The organism is Haloarchaeobius amylolyticus (genome assembly GCF_026616195.1).
GTDB classification, from domain to species: Archaea; Halobacteriota; Halobacteria; order Halobacteriales; family Natrialbaceae; genus Haloarchaeobius; species Haloarchaeobius amylolyticus.
On record NZ_JANHDH010000002.1, the window covers coordinates 1,008,301 to 1,029,414 of the forward strand.

The window sequence follows — 21,114 nt, forward strand, 5'->3', positions numbered from 1 at the left end:
CGTTTCGAATCGCACGACTGCACAGAGACTATCCTGATTTATCATAGTTAGATACGCCGGTTATTGTGGTTGTCACTTATCCTCATGGCATAGTATGCCAAACGAGGGGCAGCCAGACGCGACGATCGAGGCACGGTTGCGAGAGCAAGAGTACTTCCGACCGCCGCCGGCGTTCGTGGGGCAGGCGAACGTCTCGGACCCGGCCATCTACGACGAGGTCGGGGACTTCCCGGAGGGGTTCGAGCGGTACGCCGAGTTGCTCGACTGGGACGAGCGCTGGGATCGGACCTTCGACGGGTCCGACCCACCCTTCTTCGAGTGGTTCGTCGGTGGGAAGTTGAACGCGAGTCACAACTGCATCGACCGCCACCTGGCGGACCGGAAGAACCAGACCGCGCTCCTGTGGGAGGGTGAGGACGGGGAACAGCGCAACATCACCTACCAGGACCTCTACCGCGAGGTGAACGAGTTCGCGGCGGCGCTGCGCTCGATGGGCGTCGAGGAGGACGACGTGGTGACCGTCCACCTGCCGATGGTCCCGGCCCTGCCCATCACGATGCTCGCGTGTGCGCGCATCGGGGCGCCGCACTCGGTGGTGTTCGCGGGCTTCTCGGCGTCGGCGCTGGCCGAGCGCGTCGACTCCGCGGACTCGGACTACGTGGTCACCATCGACGGCTACTACCGCCGCGGGGAGTTCCTCACCCACCTCGACAAGACCGACACCGCGATGGCCGAGCTGGACAGCGAGCCCGAGGTGCTCACCTGGACACGCCACGAGGAGCCACGGACCGACGTGGCCGACGAGTACACGCTCGTCTCCGAGCTGCTCGCCGACCACCGCCGCGAGCGCGTCGAGCCGGTGTCGCGCGACGCCGAGGACCCGCTGTTCCTGATGTACACGTCGGGGACGACCGGGAAGCCGAAGGGGTGTCAGCACCGGACCGGCGGCTACCTCGCGTACGCCGCCGCCACGTCGAAGAACGTCCTCGACATCGAGCCCGAGGACACGTACTGGTGTGCCGCGGACATCGGCTGGATCACCGGGCACAGCTACATCGTCTACGGCCCGCTCGCCCTCGGCACCACCTCGGTGATGTACGAGGGGACCCCGGACCACCCGCACAAGGGGCGCATCTGGGAGATCGCCGAGCGGTACGACGTCGACATCTTCCACACCTCGCCGACGGCCGTCCGGATGTTCATGAAGTGGGGCGAGGAGTACCCCGCGGAGTACGACTTCGACTTCCGGCACATGACCACCGTCGGCGAACCCATCCAGCCCGAGGCGTGGCTGTGGTACTACAAGCACATCGGCGACGAGGACGCCGTCATCGTCGACACGTGGTGGCAGACCGAGACCGGCGGCCACCTCATCACGAACCTCCCGGCGCTCGACGACATGAAACCCGGGAGTGCGGGGCGGGCCTGTCCCGGTATCGAGCCGGCCATCGTCGACGACCAGGGCGAGGAGATCGACCCAGCCAGCGGGAAGGCGGGCAACCTCGTCATCACGCGCCCGTGGCCGAGCATGCTCCAGACGGTGTACGGGAACGACGAGCGGTTCATCGACACGTACTGGCGCGAGTTCTCCGACGTCGACAGCGACGACTGGCGCGACTGGAACTACAAGGCCGGCGACGGCGCGGTCCAGGCCGAGGACGGCTACTACCGCATCCTCGGCCGGCTCGACGACGTGATGAACGTCGCCGGCCACCGCCTCGGGACGATGGAGCTCGAATCGGCCGTCGCCGAGGTCGAGGACGTGGCCGAGGCCGCCGTGGCGGCGCGCGAACACCCGGAGAAGGGCGAGGTACCGGACGTGTACGTCGTGTTGCGGGAGGGGATGGACGCGAGCGACGAGGTCCGCGACCGTATCGTCGCCGCCGTCGAGGACGAGATCGGCCCGTTCGCCCGGCCCGCGAACGTCGCCTTCGTCGCCGACCTGCCGAAGACCCGGTCTGGCAAGATCATGCGCCGGCTGCTGGAGGACATCTCGAACGGCGAGGAACTGGGGAACACCACGACGCTCCGGGACCCGAGCGTGCCCGAGGAGATCCGCGCCCAGGTGCAGGGCGACTGACCGGCCGGCGGGCCTGGTCAGCACCCCGATAAAGGTATTTAAAAGATTTTAGATTGTGTTCTATTGTGGACATAGAGGGCTTCAAGAGAGCGTTTAGAAGAAATATCCAGTACTTTTATTATACTATGTTTCATGGTAGCTGTTGACGTGGCACGAAATAGCCAACACTCCCGGCGCGACCTGCTGAAGGCGACGACCGCGACCGGCATCGGGGCGGCGTTCGCCGGCTGTACCGGGAGCCTGACCAGCGGTGGAGGACAGGAACAGATCGGGAACTTCCCGATCGACGGGGACACGGCGACCTACGGGTTCAACGTTCCACTGTCGGGACCGTACGGTTCCGAGGGGAAGGACGAGCTGCGAGCATACAAGCTCGCCGTCAAGCACCTCAACAACGGGGGTGGCTGGGTGGACACCCAGTTCGACGACCTGAGCGGTGACGGGGTCGCCGGGAAGCAGATAGACTGGGTGAAGGCGGACACGGCCACGGACAAGAAGAAGGCCCGCGAGAACGCCCGCCAGCTCATCGAGCGCGACAACGCCATCATGATCTCCGGCGGGTCGTCCTCGTCGGTGGCGATCAACGTCCAGGACGAGTGCCAGAAGCAGAAGGTGGTGTTCATGGCGTGTCTGACCCACTCGAACGACACGACCGGGGCCGACTGTGTCCGGTACGGCTTCCGTGAGATGTTCGACGCCTACCACACGGCGGCGGCGCTCGCACCCGTCCTGAAGAGCGAGTACGGCACGGGCAAGAAGTTCTACCAGCTGTACGCCGACTACACCTGGGGGGCGTCCGTCGAGCAGTCGATGCGCCAGTTCATGACCGAGCAGGCGAACTGGAGCCAGGTCGACTCCGTCGCGACCCCGCTGGGGACGAAGAACTACTCCTCGTACCTCTCGGACGTATCGAACTCCGACGCCGACGTCCTGATGCTCGACCACTACGGGCTGGACCTGGCGAAGTCGCTGACGCAGGCGACCGAGGCCGGCATGAAGGAGGACCTGACCATCGTGGTGCCCCTGTACAACCGGCCGATGGCGAAGGCCGCGGGCTCGGCCATCTCCGGCGTGTTCGGGACCGTCGCCTGGGACTCCGCCATCGACAACGAGCCGTCGAACCAGTTCACGCAGGCGTTCAAGAACGAGTACAACGGGCGCATCCCGTCCGGGCCGGCACAGCTCGCGTACGCGCAGACGCTGCAGTACTCCGCGGCGGTCGAGCGCGCCGGCTCGTTCAACCCGGAGAAGGTCATCAAGGAACTCGAGGACCACCAGTACAACAACATCGGGATGGGGTCGGAGACGATGCGCAAGTGCGACCACCAGGCCCAGCGGGCGGTACCGGTCGTCAGGGGGCTCCCCGAGGACCAGATCTCGAAGGCGAACTACTACGAGATCGTCGAACTCACGCCCGCGGACAAGGTCACGTACGGCTGCAACGAGGGTCCCGCAGGGAAGTGCGACCTCGGGCCGTACAAGTGAGGACACAGCCGCGTAGCCGTCGAACTTCACAGAAATTGTATATGAATTTACACGAAAACAAGGGTCGCACATGAGTCTCGCTACCACCGTCGTCTCGATACTACTGAACGGGCTCCAGCAGGGGTCGATATACGTCCTGCTGGCGGTCGGGCTGTCGATCATCCTCGGAACGCTCGAGTTCGTCAACTTCGCCCACGGGGCGCTGTACATCGTCGGCGCGTACTTCGGCCTCTACGTGGCCGGGACGCTCACGCTCTCGGAGGGGTACCTCTCGAGCTGGGGATTCAGTTCGCTCGGGCTGGAGGCCGGGTTCCTCCTCGCGCTGGTCGCCGTCATCGTGGTCGTCTTCCTCCTCGGACTGCTCATGGAGCGGTTCGTGACACGGGCGTTCTACGACAGGCCGGATACAGACCAGATACTCGTGACGTTCGGGCTGGCGATCGTCGTCCAGGAGTCGCTCCGGCTGCTGTTCGGCTCCAGCAGCCAGAGCTTCGCCCAGCCCATCCAGGGGTCGGTGCCCATCGAGGGCGTCGCGACCACGTGGTGGCGCATCGCCGTCATCGGCATCACCGCCGTCCTCGTCCTCGGGGTGTACCTGCTCATCGAGTACACCGACTTCGGCCTCGTGGTCCGGGCCGGGACCGAGGACGCCGAGATGGTCAGACTGCTCGGCATCCGCATCACCCGCCCGTACGTCGTCGTCTTCGGCATCGGGGCGGCCCTGGCCGGCGTCGCCGGCGTGGTCGGCGGGCCGCTGAACCCCATCAACCCGACCGCGGGGACCGACATCCTGGTGCCCGCGTTCGTCACCGTCGTCATCGGTGGGGTCGGGAGCATCAGGGGCGCGGTCCTCGGCGGCGTCACACTGGGACTGATACAGTCGTTCTTCATCCAGACGTCCATCGGGACGTACAACCTGGCGCCGTGGGCGCAGGTGGCCATCTACGCGATGGCCGCGGTCATCCTGCTCTGGCGGCCACAGGGCATCATGGGTGAGGAGGTGAGTACCGCATGACCGACGGTCGTGCCGACGGCGGTCACGGGACCGCGGGCGGGTCCGCCCGCGAGGAGTCCGGCGACGGCCTCCTCGACCACTACGCGACGGTCATCGGCGACGAGGGGACGGTGGTACTCCTGACCCTGCTCACCGTGTTGCTGTTCCCGTACCTCTTCGCGGGCGCACCGGTCATCAGCGACCTGCTGAGTGGGTACTACGGGCTGACGACGCTCATCCTCATCTGGGGCATCTTCACCATGGGGTACGACCTGCTGCACGGCTACACCGGCCTGCTCTCGTTCGGCCACGCGGCCTTCTGGGGCACCGGCAGCATCGTCGCCGGCCTGCTCGTCGAGTACGCGGGCATCGGCTACCCCCTCGTACTGGTCGCGGCCGGCCTGCTCGCGAGCATCGCGGTGGCGTGGATACTCGGGGTCCTCTCGCTGCGACGCGGGGGGATCTACTTCTCCATCCTCACGCTCGCGTTCGGCCAGATGCTGTACTTCACCATCTTCGGACCACTCGGGCCCATCACGGGCGGCGAGGACGGCCTCCTGCTCGAGATCGGCGGGCTCGTCGGCGTCATCCCCCTGTCGGCGGGCGTGCCCATCCTGACCCCGCTCGGACTGGTCGGCAGCTGGCTCTACCTCCTGGTGGCCATCTTCACCGTCATCTCCGTGGCGGTCGCCTACCGCATCCTCAGGTCGCCCTACGGGCTGGTGTTCAAGGCCATCCGCGAGAACGAACAGCGCGCCGAGTTCGTCGGCCTGAACGTGTGGCGGTACAAGCTCGTCGCGTTCGTCATCTCGGGCGCGTTCGCCGGCGTCGCCGGCGCACTGTTCACGGTGTACAACGGGTCGACCTCCGCCGAGACGTTCTACTGGCTGGTCAGCGGCGAGGTCGTCATCATGAGCATCCTCGGGGGCGTCGGCACGCTGTTCGGCGCCTTCCTCGGAGCCGGCGTGTACCTCTACATGTCGAACGTGCTGAGTTCGACCGTCGGGGACAGCTGGCACCTCATGCTCGGGCTCCTGTTCGTGCTCGTGGTCTGGCTCGTCCCGCGCGGCCTCTGGGGCGGCGTCCAGGACCTGAAGGCCCGGCTCACGGGCGAAGAACGCGACAGGCAGGCCCGTGCCGACGGGGGTGAGTCCTGATGGCGCTGCTCGAGACGGACAACCTCGTCAAGCGCTTCGGCGGGGTCACCGCGACCGACGACGTCTCCATCGACATCCACGAGGACGAACGCGTCAGCCTCATCGGACCGAACGGGGCCGGGAAGTCGACGCTCATCAACCTGATGACCCGCCGGCTGGAGCCGACCGAGGGCGACATCCGGTTCAAGGGCGAGTCCATCGTCGGCCTCGACCCCCACGAGGTCGTCCAGCGCGGCGTGAGCAAGTCGTTCCAGACGGCCTCCATCTTCCCGGACCTCACGGTCGAGGAGAACGCCCGCATCGCCGCCCTCGGCGCGGAACACGGCTCGTTCCGGTACAACTTCTTCCGTCGGCTCGACGGCTACGCCGAGGTCGAGGGCGTGGCCAGAGACACGCTCCAGTCGGTCGGCCTCTGGGACCAGCACGACCAGCGGGCCGCCGACCTGCCCTACGGCGACAAGCGGCGCCTGGAGATCGGCATCGCCCTCGCGGCCGACCCCGACCTGTTGCTCATGGACGAGCCGACGGCGGGGATGTCGCCCGAGGAGACCGAAGCGACGGTCGACCTCATCGAGCGCGTCAAGGAGGAGCGGGGCCTGACGTTCCTGCTCGTCGAGCACGACATGGAGATCATCTTCGAGGTCTCCGACCGCATCATCGTGCTCAACCGCGGGCAGGTCATCGCGGAGGGGCCACCGGACGCCATCAGAAAGAACGAGGCGGTCCAGCAGGCCTACCTCGGAGGTGCCGAGTGATGCTGCTGGAACTGTCCGACGTGAACGCCCACTACGGGGAGAGCCACATCCTGCGGGACGTGTCGATGTCGGTCTCGGAGGGCGAGATCTGTGCCCTGCTCGGCCGGAACGGCGCGGGGAAGACGACGACGCTGCGCTCCATCGCGGGCACCGAACCCCCCGCGGTCCGGTCCGGCACCGTCCAGTTCGACGGCGCCGACATCACCGCACAGAACCCGGAGGACGTGGCGGCACGCGGTATCTCGTTCGTCCCCGAGGAGCGACGCGTGTTCACCGAGTTGACCGTCGCCGAGAACCTCCGGCTCCCGGAGGTCGCCCGTAACCCCTCGAACCGCTGGGGGCGGTCGGCCGCGACGACCGACACCGGGCTGTCGCTGGAGGCGGTGTTCGAGTACTTCCCCCGGCTGGAGGAACGCCAGCAACAGGCCGGTGGGACCCTCTCCGGTGGCGAACAGCAGATGCTCGCCATCGCGCGGGCGCTCAGGCAGCCGACGGAACTGCTGTTGCTCGACGAACCCTACGAGGGGCTGGCGCCACAGATCATCGAATCGGTCGAGGCCGCCATCGAGCGCATCAGGGCCGACGGCCAGACGATACTGCTGGTCGAACAGAACGCCCGGGCGGCGATGAACATCGCTGACCGCTGTTACGTCATCGACCAGGGCGAGATCGTCTTCGAGGGCGAATCGGACACGCTGGCCGCCGACGAGGAGACGCGCCAGCGCTACCTCGGCGTCTGAGCCGGGGCGCTCCTTCTTCGACGCGTTCCGGACGCGTCACTCGAGTCTCTCGTCGACGGTCGCGTCGTCTTCGAAGACTGACCGAAAACCGACCGAAAGCGTCGGGGGCGGGGGAATTTTTATCCCCGTGATGGGAGAAGGAGTACCATGGCCGACGACAGCGATGCACCCGAGGTCGAACTGGAGGCACGGCTGGCCGAACAGGATTCGTTCGAACCACCGGCCGCGTTCGTCGAGCAGGCGAACGTCTCGGACCCGGGGATCTACGACGAGTTCGAGGAGAACTGGCCCGAGTGCTGGGAGCGGGCGGCCGACCTCCTCGACTGGGAGCAGGAGTACACCGAGCTACTCGACGACAGCGACGCGCCCTTCTACGAGTGGTTCGGCGACGGCACGCTCAACGCCTCGTACAACTGCATCGACCGCCACATCGAGAACGGGCGGAAGAACCAGGCCGCCATCCGGTGGGAGGGCGAGCCGGGCGACACCCGGACCTACACCTACCAGGACCTCTACCGCGAGGTGAACGCCTTCGCGGCCGGCCTGCGCGAGCTGGGCGTCGGCGAGGACGACGTCGTCACACTCTACATGCCGATGATTCCGGAGCTGCCCATCGCCATGCTGGCGTGTGCCCGCATCGGCGCGCCGCACTCGGTCGTCTTCGCGGGCTTCTCCGCGGACGCGCTCGCGACCCGCATGAACGCGGCCGACTCGGAGTACCTCGTCACCTGCGACGGCTACTACCGCCGCGGCGACGCGCTCAACCACAAGGAGAAGGCCGACCGCGGGCTGCGGGGTGTCGACCACGACGTCGAGACCGTCGTCGTGGATCGCCTCGGCGACGACCTGAAGCACTTCCTCGGCACGCACCACCACGACTACGACGAGCTGGTCGACGCCCACGAGGGCGAGGAGGTCGAGCCGGTCGAGCGCAGCGCCGAGGACATGCTCTTTCTCATGTACACCTCGGGCACCACCGGCCAGCCCAAGGGCGTCAAGCACACGACGGGTGGCTACCTCGCCTACGCGGCCTGGACCAGTCACGCCGTCCTGGACGTGAAACCGGAGGACACGTACTGGTGTGCCGCGGACATCGGCTGGATCACCGGCCACAGCTACATCGTCTACGGCCCACTCGCGCTCGGGACGACCACGATGATGTACGAGGGGACGCCGGACTACCCCGACCGCGACCGGCTCTGGGAGCTGGTCGAGAAGTACCGCGTCGACCAGTTCTACACCGCGCCGACGGCCATCCGGGCGTTCATGAAGTGGGGCGCGGAGTACCCCGACCGACACGACCTCTCCAGCCTGCGTCTCCTCGGGACCGTCGGCGAACCCATCAACCCGCGGGCGTGGAAGTGGTACTACAAGCACATCGGCGACGAGTCCTGCCCCGTCGTGGACACGTGGTGGCAGACCGAGACCGGCGGGATGATGATAACCACCCTCCCCGGCGTCGGGGAGATGAAACCCGGCTCGGCGGGCCCGCCACTCCCCGGCGTCTCGGCCGACGTGGTCGACGCGGGCGGTGACCCGGTCGGAGCCGGCGAAGCGGGCTATCTCGTGGTGAACAAACCGTGGCCGGGGATGCTCCGCACCCTCTACCAGAACGACGACCGCTTCATCGACGAGTACTGGCGAGAGTACTCCGACCCCGACGCGGACGAGTGGGTGTACTTCCCGGAGGACGGCGCGAAGATCGACGAGGACGGCTACATCACGGTGCTGGGCCGCGTCGACGACGTCATCAACGTCTCCGGCCACCGCCTCGGCACGATGGAGATCGAGTCCGCCATCGTCGGCGTCCCCGGCGTCGCCGAGGCCGCGGTCGTCGGTGGCCACCACGACGTGAAGGGTGAGGCGGTGTACGCCTACGTCATCACCGAGGACGGCGTCGAGGGTGACGACGACCTCCGCCAGAAGATCGTCGACGGCGTCGACGAGGCTATCGGCCCCATCGCCAAGCCCGAGCGCGTCGTCTTCACGCCCGAGCTGCCGAAGACCCGCTCGGGCAAGATAATGCGGCGCTTGCTCGAGGACATCGCGAACGACGCGGAACTGGGCGACACTTCGACGCTCCGGAACCCCGAGGTCGTCGAGGACATCGCCGCGAAGGTCCGCGAGGACGAGGTCTAGCTCAGCCCTCGAACCACTCGTCGAGACACCGCTCGTTCTGGAAGAACAGCCGGTCCGTCTCGCCGGTCTCCTCGTCCTCGACCTCGACGAGGACGTGCCTGCTGGCGAGGTCGAGTTCCTCGCCGCAGTGTGCACACGGTTCCGTTCGATTCCTGCCCGGTCGCCAGTGGCTGTGGGGTGCGACGCGAACGACGGTCGCGCCGCCGGTCGGCGACGGACGACCGACGTACTCGGAGAGTGCCATACGGCGAGTTCCGCCCCGCCGCGTATAGAAGTTTACAAATTTTGATATATTGTGCCCACGTCCCGTAACGACCGGTCGATACCCGTCTCGACCGCTATTGAGGACTCCTTACTCAGAGATCTTCTCGTCGTCGTATCGCGAGACGAACGTGACGAGCAACAGCAAGAGACCGAGGCTGATGCCGACCATCGCCATCCCGTAGATGGCGAAGTTCAGCGGCGTGACGGCGAACTCGAACCCGGCGATGCTCGCGACGTCCACGTCGCGCCCCACGTCGACCGGCAGCAGGACGCCCACCGCGGCGCCGAAGACGCCCGAGAGCGCGACCACGACGGCGTAGACGGTGAGGACGACCCGGGTCCCGCGGAGTCGTCCGGAGATGAGATTGCTCACGTTCGGAGGTTGGCCCTCGCAACGATTAGCCTTTCCCTCTCGACTCCTAACGCCGCGATATGAGCGAAAAGGAACTCATCGGCCTCGTCCTCGGTGCTATCGTCCTCCTGATGTTCGTGACCGGGTTCGTCCTCGTTCTCAGCTAACGTTCTCTGGGCGGTTGGGTACCTGCTCTCTTGGAATCGACGGACAGAGAGACGCGTCTCTCGAACCGGAACGCAGTAGAAGAGAGAGAACGGTCGTTCGTTACTCGTCGTCGTCGACGACCTCGCCGCCGTCCGTGGCGACCTCCTGTTCCTCACCGCCGTCGGCGAGGGCCGTCTCCTGCTGGTCCGCGAACCAGTCCCACTCGTGGGACGGCAGCCCGTCCTCTTCGAGGTTCCACGGGTCGGGGCCGACGCGCGGGCCCTCGAGGTAGGACTGGACCATGTTCAGCAGCCAGATGACGGTCGCGACGGTCAGGATCGCCGCCCCGACGGTCGCGAGCTGGTGCATCAGCGTGATGAGGTCGATGGGGCCGACCGTGATGCCCGCGTAGCCGGCGTACCGGCGCGGCATCCCGGCGTAGCCCATCAGGATCATCGCGAAGAACGTCAGGTTGGTCCCGACCATCGTCAGCCAGAAGTGTGCCTTGGCCAGGGTGACTTGGTACATCCGGCCGGTGACGAGCGGGAACCAGTAGTAGACGCCCGCGAAGACCGCGAACGCGATGGCGCCCATGATGACGTAGTGGAAGTGCCCGACGACGTAGTAGGTGTCGTGGAGCAGCAGGTCGACGGGGACCGCGGCGAGGAAGACGCCGGTGACACCGCCGATGATGAAGTTCGAGATGAACCCGATGCAGAACAGCATCGGCGTCGTGAGCCGGAGCTTGCCGTTCCACATCGTGGTGATCCAGTTGAACGTCTTCACCGCACTCGGTATCGCGATGGCCAGCGAGACGGCCATGAACGAGGCGCGGATGCGCGGGTCGATACCGGACGCGAACATGTGGTGCGCCCAGACGCCGAAGCTCAGCACGCCGATAGCCAGCGTGGAGTAGACGACGAACTTGAACCCGAACAGTTTCCGGCCCGAGAAGCGGGGCAGCACGTAGCTGATGATGCCCATCGGGGGCAGCACGAGGATGTACACCTCGGGGTGGCCGAAGAACCAGAACAGGTGCTGGTACAGGATGGTGCCACCGCCGTCGACCGTGAAGAACGTCGTCGCGAGGTTCCGGTCGAGCAGCAGCATCACGAGTGCGCTGCCGAGCAGCGGGAACGAGAACAGGATGAGTGCGGACTGGGTCAGGATGGTCCACGAGAAGATGTCAAGCTTGTCCCAGCCGACGTCCTCGCCGCGCTCGGCGAAGATGGTCGCGATGAAGTTGATGGCACCCATGGTGGCCGAGACACCGGTCAGGTGCAGGCCGAGCAGCATGAGGTCGGTCCCGGCGTTGAGCTGGGCGATGGTCTGTGCGGCACCACCGGTCGCCGTCTGTGCGGTCGACTGCGGTGGGTACATCGTCCAGCTGATCATCGAGGGTGCGACGCTGTCCATGAACGGCGCGAGGAAGAACCCACCCCAGATGAGGATGGCGCCCGGCGGCAGCAGCCAGAACGCGATGGCGTTGATGCGCGGGAACGCCATGTCGTCCGCGCCGATGAGCAGCGGGATGAGGTAGTTCGAGAACGCCGCGAGGATGGGCGTCCCGAAGAGGAACAGCATCGTGATGCCGTGGCTCGTGAGCAGCGAGTTGTACAGGAGCTGGCCCTGTCCGACGCCAGCGGCGCCCGCGAGCGCGGAGGTGACGTCGACCTCCGCCGTGGCGAGTTCGGCCCGCATGAGGACGACGGCGAGGCCGCCCCACGCGAACGCGATGATCGCGTAGATGCCGTAGAGGATGCCGATGTCTTTGTGGTCGACGGTCGTGAACCACCGAATCAGTCCGCCGGGTTTCTCTTCGTGGCCGTAGCCTGTCTCACGACTGACGATGCCCGTGCCACCGCCGGCCAGCGGTGTGTACGTGCGCCAGTCCTCGAGGCGCGTTATGAAGAAGAACACGCCGAAGAGGACCGCCGCCATCAGGGCAGTCAGCAGTATCTGTCCGCTAAGGTCCATGTAGGGGGCTGAGGCTTACACCCTAAAGAAAGATTCGGGACGCTCGCGGTGTGTCGATTTCGAGAGAAGATACCGCGCGGTCACTCGGCGGCCGCGGCCTCGGAGGTCGATTCGCCGTCGCTGTCGGTCTGCTCCTCGTCCTCGTCGGTGCCGTACGCCCGGTCGTGGTGCTCCTGGGTCATGTGTCCCTCGCCCTCGCTCTCGTGGGCGTCACCCTCGATGGCCAGCGCGGAGAAGTACGTCAGGATCGCCAGCAGCACGAACGGGGCGACGATGAGGGCCAGCATGAGGATCGAGTACGTCGAGTCCCACGAGAACGGCCCGTAGACCATCGGGACGAACAGGACCAGGAAGAACAGCATGATCCCCAGCGGGATGATGTTGACCGTGAGGTCCAGGAGAGTATCCTTGTCGAATATCTTCCGTTGTTGCGCCATCGTTGTCGGTGGCTTCGGCGCGGCGACCAAATAGGTTGTTGATTCGGCGCGGTCAGGAGGCGGCCGAGGTGTCGAGCGAGGTCTGGAACATCCCGACCACCGCGGCGACGAGCGTCACGACGCCGGCCATCGCGATGGCGACGCCGCGGTACGCGATGCGGTTGTCGACGCCGACGAGCTCCGCGCCGCCCAGCGTGCCGCCGTAGCCGACGAACAGGTAGCCACCGACGACGACGAGGACGACCGCGAACCCCGTCATGACGGACCAGGGGTGGTCGACGTAGCCGGTCTCCGCGAGGATGCCACCGACGCTGCCGGAGAACATGAGGAGGCCGAACACCGAGATGGGGAGGCTCCCGAACAACACGCCGACCTCTGAGAGGGCGAGTCCGACGGCGACGAGCATGGGCCAGGCACTCGCCTTCGACCGCTTCGGAGCGCGCGTGGACGACTGCGGTTCCTCTGCCATGTGCCCGGGTTGGGAACGGAAGTATAAACAGGTCACGAAGGGTGGTGCCCCGCCCGCGCCACGAGTATTGTTTCGAACCCGAGTAAACTATTCTCCGTGTATAGCCGCTCTCTGTGGGTTTCGGCGCGTTAACCACGACATATTAAACGCCGCGTGGAGTAGTCGGAAACGATGACAGAGGTACGCATCGCAGGTGTCGGACTGACGAAGTTCGGTGCCTCCCCGGAACGCACGGGCCGGGACCTGTTCGCGGAGGCTGGACTCGACGCCCTCGAGGACGCTGGGGTTGGGAGAGAGCACGTGGAATCGCTGTTCTACGGGAACTTCATGGGCGAACTCGCGGAGCACCAGGGCCACCAGGGGCCGCTGATGGCGGAGGCCGTCGGCGTCGACGCGCCGGCGACCCGCTACGAGGCAGCGTGTGCCTCCTCCGGTGTCGCGGTCCGCGAAGCCGTCAAGAACATCCGGAACGGCGAGACGGACGTCATCCTCGTCGGCGGCGCCGAGCGGATGACGAACCTGGGCACCGCGGGCGCGACGGAGGCGCTCGCCATCGCGGCCGACGACCTCTGGGAGGTCAAGGCCGGGATGACGTTCCCGGGCGCCTACGCGCTCATGGCCAACGCCTACTTCAGCGAGTACGGCGGCACGCGCGAGGACCTCGCCGCCATCGCGGTGAAGAACCACGAGAACGCGGTCCCGAACGAGAAGGCACAGTACCAGCGCGAGATCACGCCCGAGGACGTCATCGAGGCACCGATGGTCGCCGAACCGCTCGGCCTGTACGACTCCTGTCCCATCTCGGACGGCGCGAGCGCGCTCGTGCTCGTCTCCGACGAGTTCGCCGAGGAGCACGACCTCGAGGCCCCGGTCAGCATCACCGGCACCGGGCAGGGCGGCGACCTGATGGCCCTGCACGACCGCGACTACCTCGCTCGCTCGCCCGCGGCCGACGAGGCCGCCGACGAGGCCTACGCGGACGCCGGCATCTCGGCGAGCGACGTGGACGTCGCGGAGGTCCACGACTGCTTCACCATCGCCGAGGTTCTGGCGATGGAGTCCCTCGGCCTGTTCGAGGTCGGCGAGGGCATCTCGGCCGCCCGCGAGGGCACGACGACCAGAGAGGGCGACCTGCCGGTCAACCTCTCCGGCGGGCTCAAGGCCAAGGGTCACCCGGTCGGCGCGACCGGCGCGTCCCAGGTCGCCGAGCTGACGCAGATCCTGCGCGGCGACCACCCGAACAGCGAGTACGTCGACGGCGCGACGACCGGCATCACCCACAACGCGGGTGGGACGGTTGCCAGTGCTGTCGTCCACGTCCTGGAGGTGAGAGGATGAGCGACGGAACCGCGGTCAACGCCGGCTACGATGACTGGCTCGACGCCATCGAGGACGGCGAGCCGTACTACCTCGAAGGGCCCGAGGGCGACGGCTGGCTGCCGCCCCGGCGCGTCGACCCCGCCACCGGGTCGACCGAACTGACCGAAGAGGCACTGCCGAAGACCGGCGAGGTCGAGACGTTCACCATCGTCCACGTCCCGACGCCGAACTTCAGCGAGGACGCACCGTTCGCGACCGCCATCGCGCGGTTCGGCCCGGTCCGCGTGACCGGTATCGTCACCGGCGTCGCCCCCGACGAGGTCGAGGTCGGCATGTCGGTGACCCTCGGCGTCGACGAGACGGAGACGACCGGCGACCGCGTCATCGTCTTCCGCGCGGACTGAGACGCAGGAAAAGCGGCCGGCGTCGCTTCAGTTCTCGCCGGTGTCTTCGACGTCTATCTCGACAGCCCCTGCCGAGTCGCTGGCGTCGCGCTCGTTCTCGACGGTGACGCCGACGTCACCGGGATGGTCCTTGCCCTCGCGCTCGCGCTGGCGGCGCTTCTCGAGGCTCTGCTTGCGCTCCTCCTTGAACGTCTCCGCCGAGATCTCGGGGAGGTCCTCCTCGATGGCCTCGACGAACTTGTCGGGGTGCTCGTCGTGCGGGACGAGCATCGCGTAGTCGATGACGACCAGTTTCGCGCCGGTCGCGTCGGCGAGGCGGCGGCCCTCCGCAAGCGGCGTGGTCTCGGCCTCGCGGCCCCAGACCAGCGTCACGGGGGCGTCGACCTCGTCGAGGGCGGTCGCGAGGTCGATGTCGGCGTCGAGGTACCCCGAGAGGAACGACGCGGGCGCGTAGCGCGCACCGGGCTGGTGGGTGGTCTGCCACTGGTACTCCTGTTTCTTGTGGCTGTACCCGGCCATGTCGTAGTAGCCGTGGTCCGAACTGAAGTACTCCAGCGACGGGTTCGACGAGATGGCGTTGAACAGCGCCGTCCCGACGAAGGGCGCACGCATCAGGGTGCGGACGAACGGTTTCCGGCCGCCGGGCATGCTCGTCGCGGTCGGGCAGACGAGGATGAGGCGTTCGACCGCGGTCTGCTTGGCCGCGCTCGTGGCGTAGGCCGACGAGAGCGAGGAGGCGATGACCGTCGGGTCGTCGGTCACGTCGCGGATGAAGTCCGACACGAAGTCGGTGTAGAGGTCGGCAGTGTAGACGAGCGGCGGGCGGTCAGAGAGCCCGTACCCCGGGAGGTCGGGCGCGATGACGTGGTAGGCCTTCGAGAGCGGCTCGAAGATCTCGCGCCACTCGTGGCTCGTCCCCGCGGCGTTGATGCCGTGCAGGAACAGGAGGTCGGGCGCGTCGGGGTCGCCCGCCTCGGTGTAGGAGACGTCCATCCCGCGCCAGCGGTAGGTGTGTTGCTCGCCCGGGAGCGGCGGGCCGAGCGGGTCCGCCTTGCGCGAGAGCGCTGCGTTCGCCACGGCGACAGCACCGACACCGACGCCTGCTGTTGCTACCGCCTTCTTGAGGTTCATACCAGACCTTCGTCCGGCTGTAACTTAATCTTGCCGACAGTTGGGGTGGAAGGACCGCCGTGGGGACCACCGCGACGGAAGTGTCGTCGAACCGATTGCAGGTGGTCGCGGGCCGTGTGGGGGATGGGGGGTTGACCACCGACCAGCCCGCTCGCCCGCGCCGGTGCAGGCAGTGAGGACCCTGCCCGCGAAGCCTTCGACCGGGGGGTGGGCTGGCCGAAGGAACCCCACTTCGACGACGCGCTGTGGCCGCTCCGCAGCACTCTGTTCGAGGGTAGTGAGGCGTTCCAGACTTGGACGGGCGAGCGCTTAGTCCGCCACCAGTAATACTCCCGTCGTTCATAAGGCAGGGCGTCTCCGCCCCCGCGACCGCCCCCGTGACGCCGACCGGGTCTTAACGTCCCTTCGTGCGAATGGCGACGATTGAATCTGCCGTACCAGAGACCGCTGTAGTACCGACGATGCTGGTGCTGGAGTTCAGTCTCGACGTCCCGATGCTGCGCGAGACCCGCGCCGAGGTCCCCGAGATGGCCATGCGCGTCGAGCGGTTCGACGCGACCGACGGTCGGCGGGTCCGGATGCTGCTGTGGGCCGGCGGCGGCGACTTCGCGACGTTCGAGGCCGCCCTCGAAGCCGACCGCACGGTCGCGACGCCGACGCGCGTGGTCGACTTCCGGAACGGCCGCCTGTACCAGACCGAACTGGTCGGCGCGGGCCTCGAGACCAGCGTCTACCCCACCATCGTCGAGGTCGGTGGGGTCGTCTACGAGGTGCTGGCCGACGGCGAGGGCTGGCGGTACAAGGTCGGGTTCCCGGACCAGCGCACGTTCGAGCGCTTCTGGCGGTTCTGTGCGCGCCACGAGCTCCGGTTCGCGCTCCATCGGCGGTACGAGGGCCGCGACCTGACCGGTGCCGGGGCGTACGGCCTGACCGAGGCCCAGTGCGAGGTCCTCCAGACGGCGCTCGCCGCCGGCTACCTGGAGATACCCCGGCACAGTTCGCTGGCGGAGCTGGCCGAGCGACTCGGCATCTCCGAGAACGCCGCCTCGGAACGGTTCCGGCGGGCGGCGAAGGCGCTCGTCGCGGCGACGGTCGGCAGCGACGAGCGTTGAGAATCGTGCCGGCTACTCCTCTTCGACGCAGTCGGCGATGGGTTCGATGATCTCGTCCGAGACGGTGTAGGGGTCCGTCTCGCCCGCGACGACGCGGTCGACGATGTCGTCCAGTCCGCCGAGCCCCTCGAGTTCCCGCTGGACGAGGCCGGCGGCGTCGTCGCGCAGCAGGGTCCGTATCTCCTCGGCGATGCGCTGGCGGCGCTTGCGTTCGAGTTGCCCCGACTCGACGAGGTACTCGTGGTGCTCGTCGAACGTCTCGATGAGTTCGTCGACGCCGGTCCCCTCGGTGGCGACGGCCTCGAGCACGGGCGGGTCCCACGGTTCGAAATCGGGTTCGCCGGCGTCGTCCCCGGCCCCGGGCATGTCGAGGTCGACGTCGACGTCGTCGAAGCCGTGGTGACCGGCGTCGACCCGCATCGAGCCCGAGCCCATGTGGACCATCTCCCTGAGTTCCTGGACGGTCCGGTCCGCGCCGTCCATGTCCGCCTTGTTCACGACGAAGAGGTCGCCGATCTCGAGGATGCCCGCCTTGAGCATCTGGACGTTGTCGCCCGAGCCCGGCGGGACGAGGACGCAGACCGTGTCGGCCGCCTGCACGATGTCGATCTCGTTCTGGCCGGCCCCGACCGTCTCGATGATGACCTTGTCCTTGCCGAAGGCGTCCATCGCCTTCACCGCGTCCGCGGTCGCGGTCGAGAGGCCACCGAGGTTGCCCCTGGCGCTCATCGACCGGAAGAACACGTCCATGTCGCCGACGTTCGACGCCATGCGGATGCGGTCGCCGAGCACCGCCCCGCCGGTGTACGGCGAGGACGGGTCGATGGCGACGATGCCGACGGTGTCGCCCTGCTCGCGGTAGCGGCTCGCGAGCTTGTCGACGAGCGTCGACTTGCCGGCGCCGGGACTGCCCGTGATGCCGATGACCTCGGCGTCGCCGGTGTGTTCGTACAGCGCCGAGACGAGGTCGCGGTAGCCCGCCTCGCGGTTCTCTATCTTCGTGATGGCCCGCGCGAGGGCGCGGTGCTTCCCGGCGAGGAGGTCCTCGAGCAGGTCGGCCGTGCTCGTGCTCATCGTTCCGGCGCGTTGTCCCGGACGAACTGGACCGTCTCCTGCATCGAGGTCCCCGGCCCGAACACCTCGGCGACGCCCAGCTCCTTGAGGTGCTCCTTGTCGTCGTCGGGGATGACGCCGCCGACGAGGATGAGGGTGTCCTCGAACGCGTCGTACTCTTTGAGCCCGTCGATGATCTTCGGGACGAGCGTGTTGTGTGCGCCCGAGAGGATGGAGATGCCCACCACGTCGACGTCCTCCTGGACCGCCGCCTGCACGATCTCGTCGGGGGCCTTGTGCAACCCGGAGTAGATGACTTCGAACCCCGCGTCGCGGAAGGCCCGTGCGATGACGTGTGCGCCGCGGTCGTGGCCGTCCAATCCGACCTTGGCCACGAGGCAACGAATCGACCGCTGGGACTGGTCGGTACTCATGTCTGGGGTTTCCCCTGCGGCAGGTTTTACTTTAACGGAAAATCCGGGAGGTCTCGGCGCCGTCGCCTACAACTCAGGCTGGATTAGCGCAACGACGGTAGGATTCCGGGCGGGTCGCCGGCCACCCGGCTGCCCGGGGGCCCGCAAACGAAAGCGGTATTCCACCCTCGTCCTAATCCCCCGCCAATGAGTACCGCAGACGTCAGGGCGACCGTCCGGGAGAACGTCCGCGCGACGACCGTCCTGCTCACGGTCGTCGGGTACGCGCTCGTCCTCGGCACCTTCGCCGGGTTGCTCCCCATCTACCCGGACATCTCCCGCGAGTTGACGAACCAGCTGTCCCACGCCATCGCCGTCGTGAACACCATCGCCACCGTCAGCCTCGCGCTCGGCTGGTACTGGATCCGCAACGGCGAGGTCGACAGGCACCGCAAGGCGATGCTGACCTCGTTCTCGCTCATCATCGTGTTCCTCGTGCTGTACCTCGTGAAGGTCGGGGGCGGCGGCGAGAAGGAGATCGTCGGCGCGACCGGCGTCGTCTACTGGGCGTACATCGCGATGCTCGCCATCCACATCGTGCTCTCGGTCGTCTCCGTCCCGGTCGTCCTCTACGCGCTCGTGCTCGGGCTGACCCACACGCCGAGCGAACTCAAGCAGACGCCGCACAAGAAGATCGGCCGCATCGCCGCCGGCTCGTGGATCCTCTCGCTCACGCTCGGCGTGGTCACCTACGTCATGCTGAACCACATCTACGACTACCGGTTCATGCTGGTCGGGCCGCTGTTCTGAGGCCTGTTGACGGCTCTTCGACCCCGAATCGGTCGTGCGCGGGCCACGCACTGCCCGGTTGCGCTTTATATCTCACCCGTCCTCCATATCCGACATGGATTCGCTCTCCCGCAGGGATGCCCTCCGACTGGCAGGCCTCGGCACGGTCGGCCTGGCCGGCTGCCTCTCCGGTGGCGGTACGGACGACACGGGAACCGACGGTACCGGCGGTGGCACCGACGGCGGCGGCTCCGGCGACACCGCTTGGTACGACACCGAACTGACGAACGTCCTCTCTGGCGAGACGTTCACCGTCTCCCAGTTCGAGAAACCGGTCCTCGTGGAGACATTCGCCGTCTGGTGCTCGAACTGCAAGCGCCAGCAGGACGAACTCATCGAGTTCCACGAGGCGGTCGGCGACGACGTGGTCAGCGTCGCGCTCAACACGGACCAGAACGAGGACGCCGAGAAGGTGCGCCAGCACGCCGAATCGAACGGCTACGACTGGTACTACGCCGTCTCTCCGCCCGCCGTGACCCGCCAGCTCGTCGACGAGTTCGGGTCGTCGATGGCCTCGCCGCCGGTGGTCCCGATGCTCCGGCGCTGTCCCGACGGGTCCACGACCCGGCTGAAGGACGGCCACAAGAGCACGAGCTTCCTCCAGGAGAAGACCCGGGAATGCTAGGGCGGTTCGTCGAGGTGTTCGTCATCGGGTTCGCCACCCCGCTGACGGCGGCGTGTGCCCTCCCGCTGTACCCCGGGTTCCTCGCGTACCTCTCCTCGCAGGGCGAGGAGACCGCGCTGCCCTCGGGCGTGCTCGCGGGGCTCGTCACCCTCGGCGTCATCGCGTTCATGGGACTGGTGGGCGTGCTGTTCTCGTTCCTCCTCGGCGAGTCGCTGACGACCGTCGTGGAGGTGGTGTCGCCGGTCGCCTTCGGCGTGCTCGCGGTCCTGAGCGTCGCCCTCATCTTCGACCTCGACCTCGCACACCGGCTGCCGACGAAGGAACCGCCACAGACCAGCCACCCGGCCTCGACCGCCTTCGGCTACGGGTTCTTCTTCGGGGCCATCGTGCTGCCCTGCAACCCCGGCCTGCTGGCGCTCTTCTTCGCCCGCGCCCCGGTGCTGTTCGACACGCCGGTCGAGGGTCTCCTCGGCTTCCTGCTGTTCGGCATCGGGATGGGGACGCCCCTGCTGCTGTTCGGGCTGGTCTCGCAGTCCGCCGGCCAGCGCGTGACCCGCACCCTCGCCCAGCACAGTTCGGGCATCAACCGGGTCACCGGCGCGGTGATGCTGCTGGTCGCGAGCTACTACCTGCTCGTCGTGTTCGACGTGGCCGGCGTCTCGCCCGTCGTCGGCCCGTACTTCGAGGCGGTCTTCGGGGCGTTCTCGGCGTAGACCGGCGCCCCGGGGAAAGCATTTACCCGCCCCGTGACAGGTCCCGGTATGCGCAAGTCGCCCTCCACCTCCTACCTCGCAGCGACCGCCCTCGCCGGCGTGCTCGCGGTCGCGAGCGCGTGGCTGCCCTGGGTGCGCAAGCTCCCGGTCGGCTACACCGACGGCCAGCCCTACTACACCAGCGAGTTCGTCGCCGGCATGGAGACCGGCTTCCGCGGGACCGATATGGCCATCCTCGGGCCGGTCGCGGTCGCGCTCGTCGTGGTCGTCATCTCCCGCGTCCGGCGCTGGCGACCCGACGTGGTGGTCGCGCTCGCCGGCGCGTTCGTCACCCTGGTCGGCTGGACCCGGTTCCAGACGTTCGCCGGCGTGGACCGCTACGCGCCAGAACCGGGGGTGTACCTCGCCCTCGCGACCGGCCTGCTCCTGCTGCTGACCGGCGGTGGTGCGTACCTCCGCGGCGTCGTCCGGCGACGCCGAAACGGACAGACCGCCTGA

The 21,114-nt window shown here is 67.3% G+C and carries 21 protein-coding genes and 1 pseudogene; 14 read left to right on the top strand and 8 right to left on the bottom strand.

From position 1 onward, the window contains the following. The first annotated feature begins 94 nt into the window (after positions 1–94). From acs (NOV86_RS17565) to acs (NOV86_RS17595), 7 genes are all read left to right on the top strand, one after another. Entirely contained in the window at positions 95–2,080 is a 1,986-nt protein-coding gene (gene acs, locus NOV86_RS17565; protein WP_267643035.1) for an acetate--CoA ligase, read from the top strand. A 267-nt stretch (positions 2,081–2,347) separates the two neighbouring features. Continuing rightward, the gene (locus tag NOV86_RS17570; protein WP_368408791.1) at positions 2,348–3,565 is read left to right on the top strand and encodes a substrate-binding protein; all 1,218 of its coding nucleotides are present in this window, start codon (positions 2,348–2,350) and stop codon (positions 3,563–3,565) included. Between the two features lie 70 nt (positions 3,566–3,635). Beyond that, entirely contained in the window at positions 3,636–4,580 is a 945-nt protein-coding gene (locus tag NOV86_RS17575; protein WP_267643039.1) for a branched-chain amino acid ABC transporter permease, read from the top strand. Beyond that, positions 4,577–5,716, top strand: a complete 1,140-nt coding sequence (locus NOV86_RS17580; protein ID WP_267643041.1) for a branched-chain amino acid ABC transporter permease — start codon at positions 4,577–4,579, stop codon at positions 5,714–5,716. Before NOV86_RS17575 ends, NOV86_RS17580 begins: the two co-directional genes overlap by 4 nt. Next, positions 5,716–6,471, top strand: coding sequence for an ABC transporter ATP-binding protein (locus NOV86_RS17585; protein ID WP_267643042.1), 756 nt, complete (start codon positions 5,716–5,718; stop codon positions 6,469–6,471). Before NOV86_RS17580 ends, NOV86_RS17585 begins: the two co-directional genes overlap by 1 nt. Continuing rightward, complete coding sequence (locus NOV86_RS17590; protein WP_267643044.1) at positions 6,468–7,211, top strand: ABC transporter ATP-binding protein; 744 nt, start codon at positions 6,468–6,470, stop codon at positions 7,209–7,211. Before NOV86_RS17585 ends, NOV86_RS17590 begins: the two co-directional genes overlap by 4 nt. 147 nt (positions 7,212–7,358) lie before the next feature. Further along, complete coding sequence (gene acs / locus NOV86_RS17595) at positions 7,359–9,350, top strand: acetate--CoA ligase (RefSeq protein ID WP_267643046.1); 1,992 nt, start codon at positions 7,359–7,361, stop codon at positions 9,348–9,350. Between the two features lies 1 nt (position 9,351). Here the strand turns inward: acs (NOV86_RS17595) and NOV86_RS17600 are convergent, their stop codons facing one another. The 5 genes from NOV86_RS17600 to NOV86_RS17620 form a co-directional block, all read right to left on the bottom strand. Beyond that, positions 9,352–9,594 carry a hypothetical protein gene (locus NOV86_RS17600; protein WP_267643048.1) on the bottom strand — a complete coding sequence of 81 codons (243 nt, stop codon included), beginning with the start codon at positions 9,592–9,594 and terminating at the stop codon, positions 9,352–9,354. Positions 9,595–9,702: 108 nt separating this feature from the next. Further along, positions 9,703–9,987: a DUF7520 family protein gene (locus NOV86_RS17605; protein ID WP_267643050.1), complete on the bottom strand. Its 285-nt coding sequence runs from the start codon at positions 9,985–9,987 to the stop codon at positions 9,703–9,705. A gap of 246 nt (positions 9,988–10,233) precedes the next feature. Further along, positions 10,234–12,090 (bottom strand): cbb3-type cytochrome c oxidase subunit I, encoded by a 1,857-nt coding sequence (locus NOV86_RS17610; protein ID WP_368408782.1) that lies wholly within the window; start codon positions 12,088–12,090, stop codon positions 10,234–10,236. A gap of 80 nt (positions 12,091–12,170) precedes the next feature. Continuing rightward, a complete protein-coding gene (locus tag NOV86_RS17615) occupies positions 12,171–12,527 on the bottom strand; it encodes a DUF6684 family protein (protein ID WP_267643052.1) in 357 nt (118 codons plus the stop codon). 52 nt (positions 12,528–12,579) lie between these two features. Beyond that, the gene (locus tag NOV86_RS17620) at positions 12,580–12,996 is read right to left on the bottom strand and encodes a DUF7541 family protein (protein WP_267643054.1); all 417 of its coding nucleotides are present in this window, start codon (positions 12,994–12,996) and stop codon (positions 12,580–12,582) included. Positions 12,997–13,167: 171 nt separating this feature from the next. Between NOV86_RS17620 and NOV86_RS17625 the strand changes: the two genes are divergently transcribed. Further along, a complete protein-coding gene (locus tag NOV86_RS17625) occupies positions 13,168–14,334 on the top strand; it encodes a thiolase domain-containing protein (RefSeq protein ID WP_267643056.1) in 1,167 nt (388 codons plus the stop codon). Beyond that, the gene (locus tag NOV86_RS17630; RefSeq protein ID WP_267643058.1) at positions 14,331–14,720 is read left to right on the top strand and encodes a Zn-ribbon domain-containing OB-fold protein; all 390 of its coding nucleotides are present in this window, start codon (positions 14,331–14,333) and stop codon (positions 14,718–14,720) included. Before NOV86_RS17625 ends, NOV86_RS17630 begins: the two co-directional genes overlap by 4 nt. 210 nt (positions 14,721–14,930) lie before the next feature. Here the strand turns inward: NOV86_RS17630 and NOV86_RS17635 are convergent. Next, a pseudogene (locus NOV86_RS17635) lies at positions 14,931–15,851 on the bottom strand (alpha/beta fold hydrolase); the annotation flags it as partial. A gap of 467 nt (positions 15,852–16,318) precedes the next feature. Between NOV86_RS17635 and NOV86_RS17640 the strand changes: the two are divergent. Continuing rightward, positions 16,319–16,963 carry a helix-turn-helix domain-containing protein gene (locus NOV86_RS17640; protein ID WP_267643062.1) on the top strand — a complete coding sequence of 215 codons (645 nt, stop codon included), beginning with the start codon at positions 16,319–16,321 and terminating at the stop codon, positions 16,961–16,963. A 12-nt stretch (positions 16,964–16,975) separates the two neighbouring features. Here the strand turns inward: NOV86_RS17640 and meaB are convergent, their stop codons facing one another. Further along, complete coding sequence (gene meaB, locus NOV86_RS17645; protein WP_267643064.1) at positions 16,976–18,037, bottom strand: methylmalonyl Co-A mutase-associated GTPase MeaB; 1,062 nt, start codon at positions 18,035–18,037, stop codon at positions 16,976–16,978. After that, positions 18,034–18,450 (bottom strand): cobalamin B12-binding domain-containing protein, encoded by a 417-nt coding sequence (locus tag NOV86_RS17650; RefSeq protein ID WP_267643066.1) that lies wholly within the window; start codon positions 18,448–18,450, stop codon positions 18,034–18,036. Before NOV86_RS17650 ends, meaB begins: the two co-directional genes overlap by 4 nt. A 186-nt stretch (positions 18,451–18,636) precedes the next feature. On the opposite strand from NOV86_RS17650, the gene NOV86_RS17655 reads away from it, so the two are divergent. From NOV86_RS17655 to NOV86_RS17670, 4 genes are all read left to right on the top strand, one after another. After that, the gene (locus NOV86_RS17655; RefSeq protein ID WP_267643068.1) at positions 18,637–19,239 is read left to right on the top strand and encodes a DUF420 domain-containing protein; all 603 of its coding nucleotides are present in this window, start codon (positions 18,637–18,639) and stop codon (positions 19,237–19,239) included. Between the two features lie 94 nt (positions 19,240–19,333). Beyond that, complete coding sequence (locus NOV86_RS17660; RefSeq protein WP_267643069.1) at positions 19,334–19,903, top strand: TlpA family protein disulfide reductase; 570 nt, start codon at positions 19,334–19,336, stop codon at positions 19,901–19,903. Then, positions 19,897–20,616, top strand: a complete 720-nt coding sequence (locus tag NOV86_RS17665; RefSeq protein WP_267643071.1) for a cytochrome c biogenesis CcdA family protein — start codon at positions 19,897–19,899, stop codon at positions 20,614–20,616. The genes NOV86_RS17660 and NOV86_RS17665 overlap by 7 nt, the downstream gene beginning before the upstream one ends. 48 nt (positions 20,617–20,664) lie before the next feature. Next, the gene (locus NOV86_RS17670; RefSeq protein WP_267643073.1) at positions 20,665–21,114 is read left to right on the top strand and encodes a hypothetical protein; all 450 of its coding nucleotides are present in this window, start codon (positions 20,665–20,667) and stop codon (positions 21,112–21,114) included.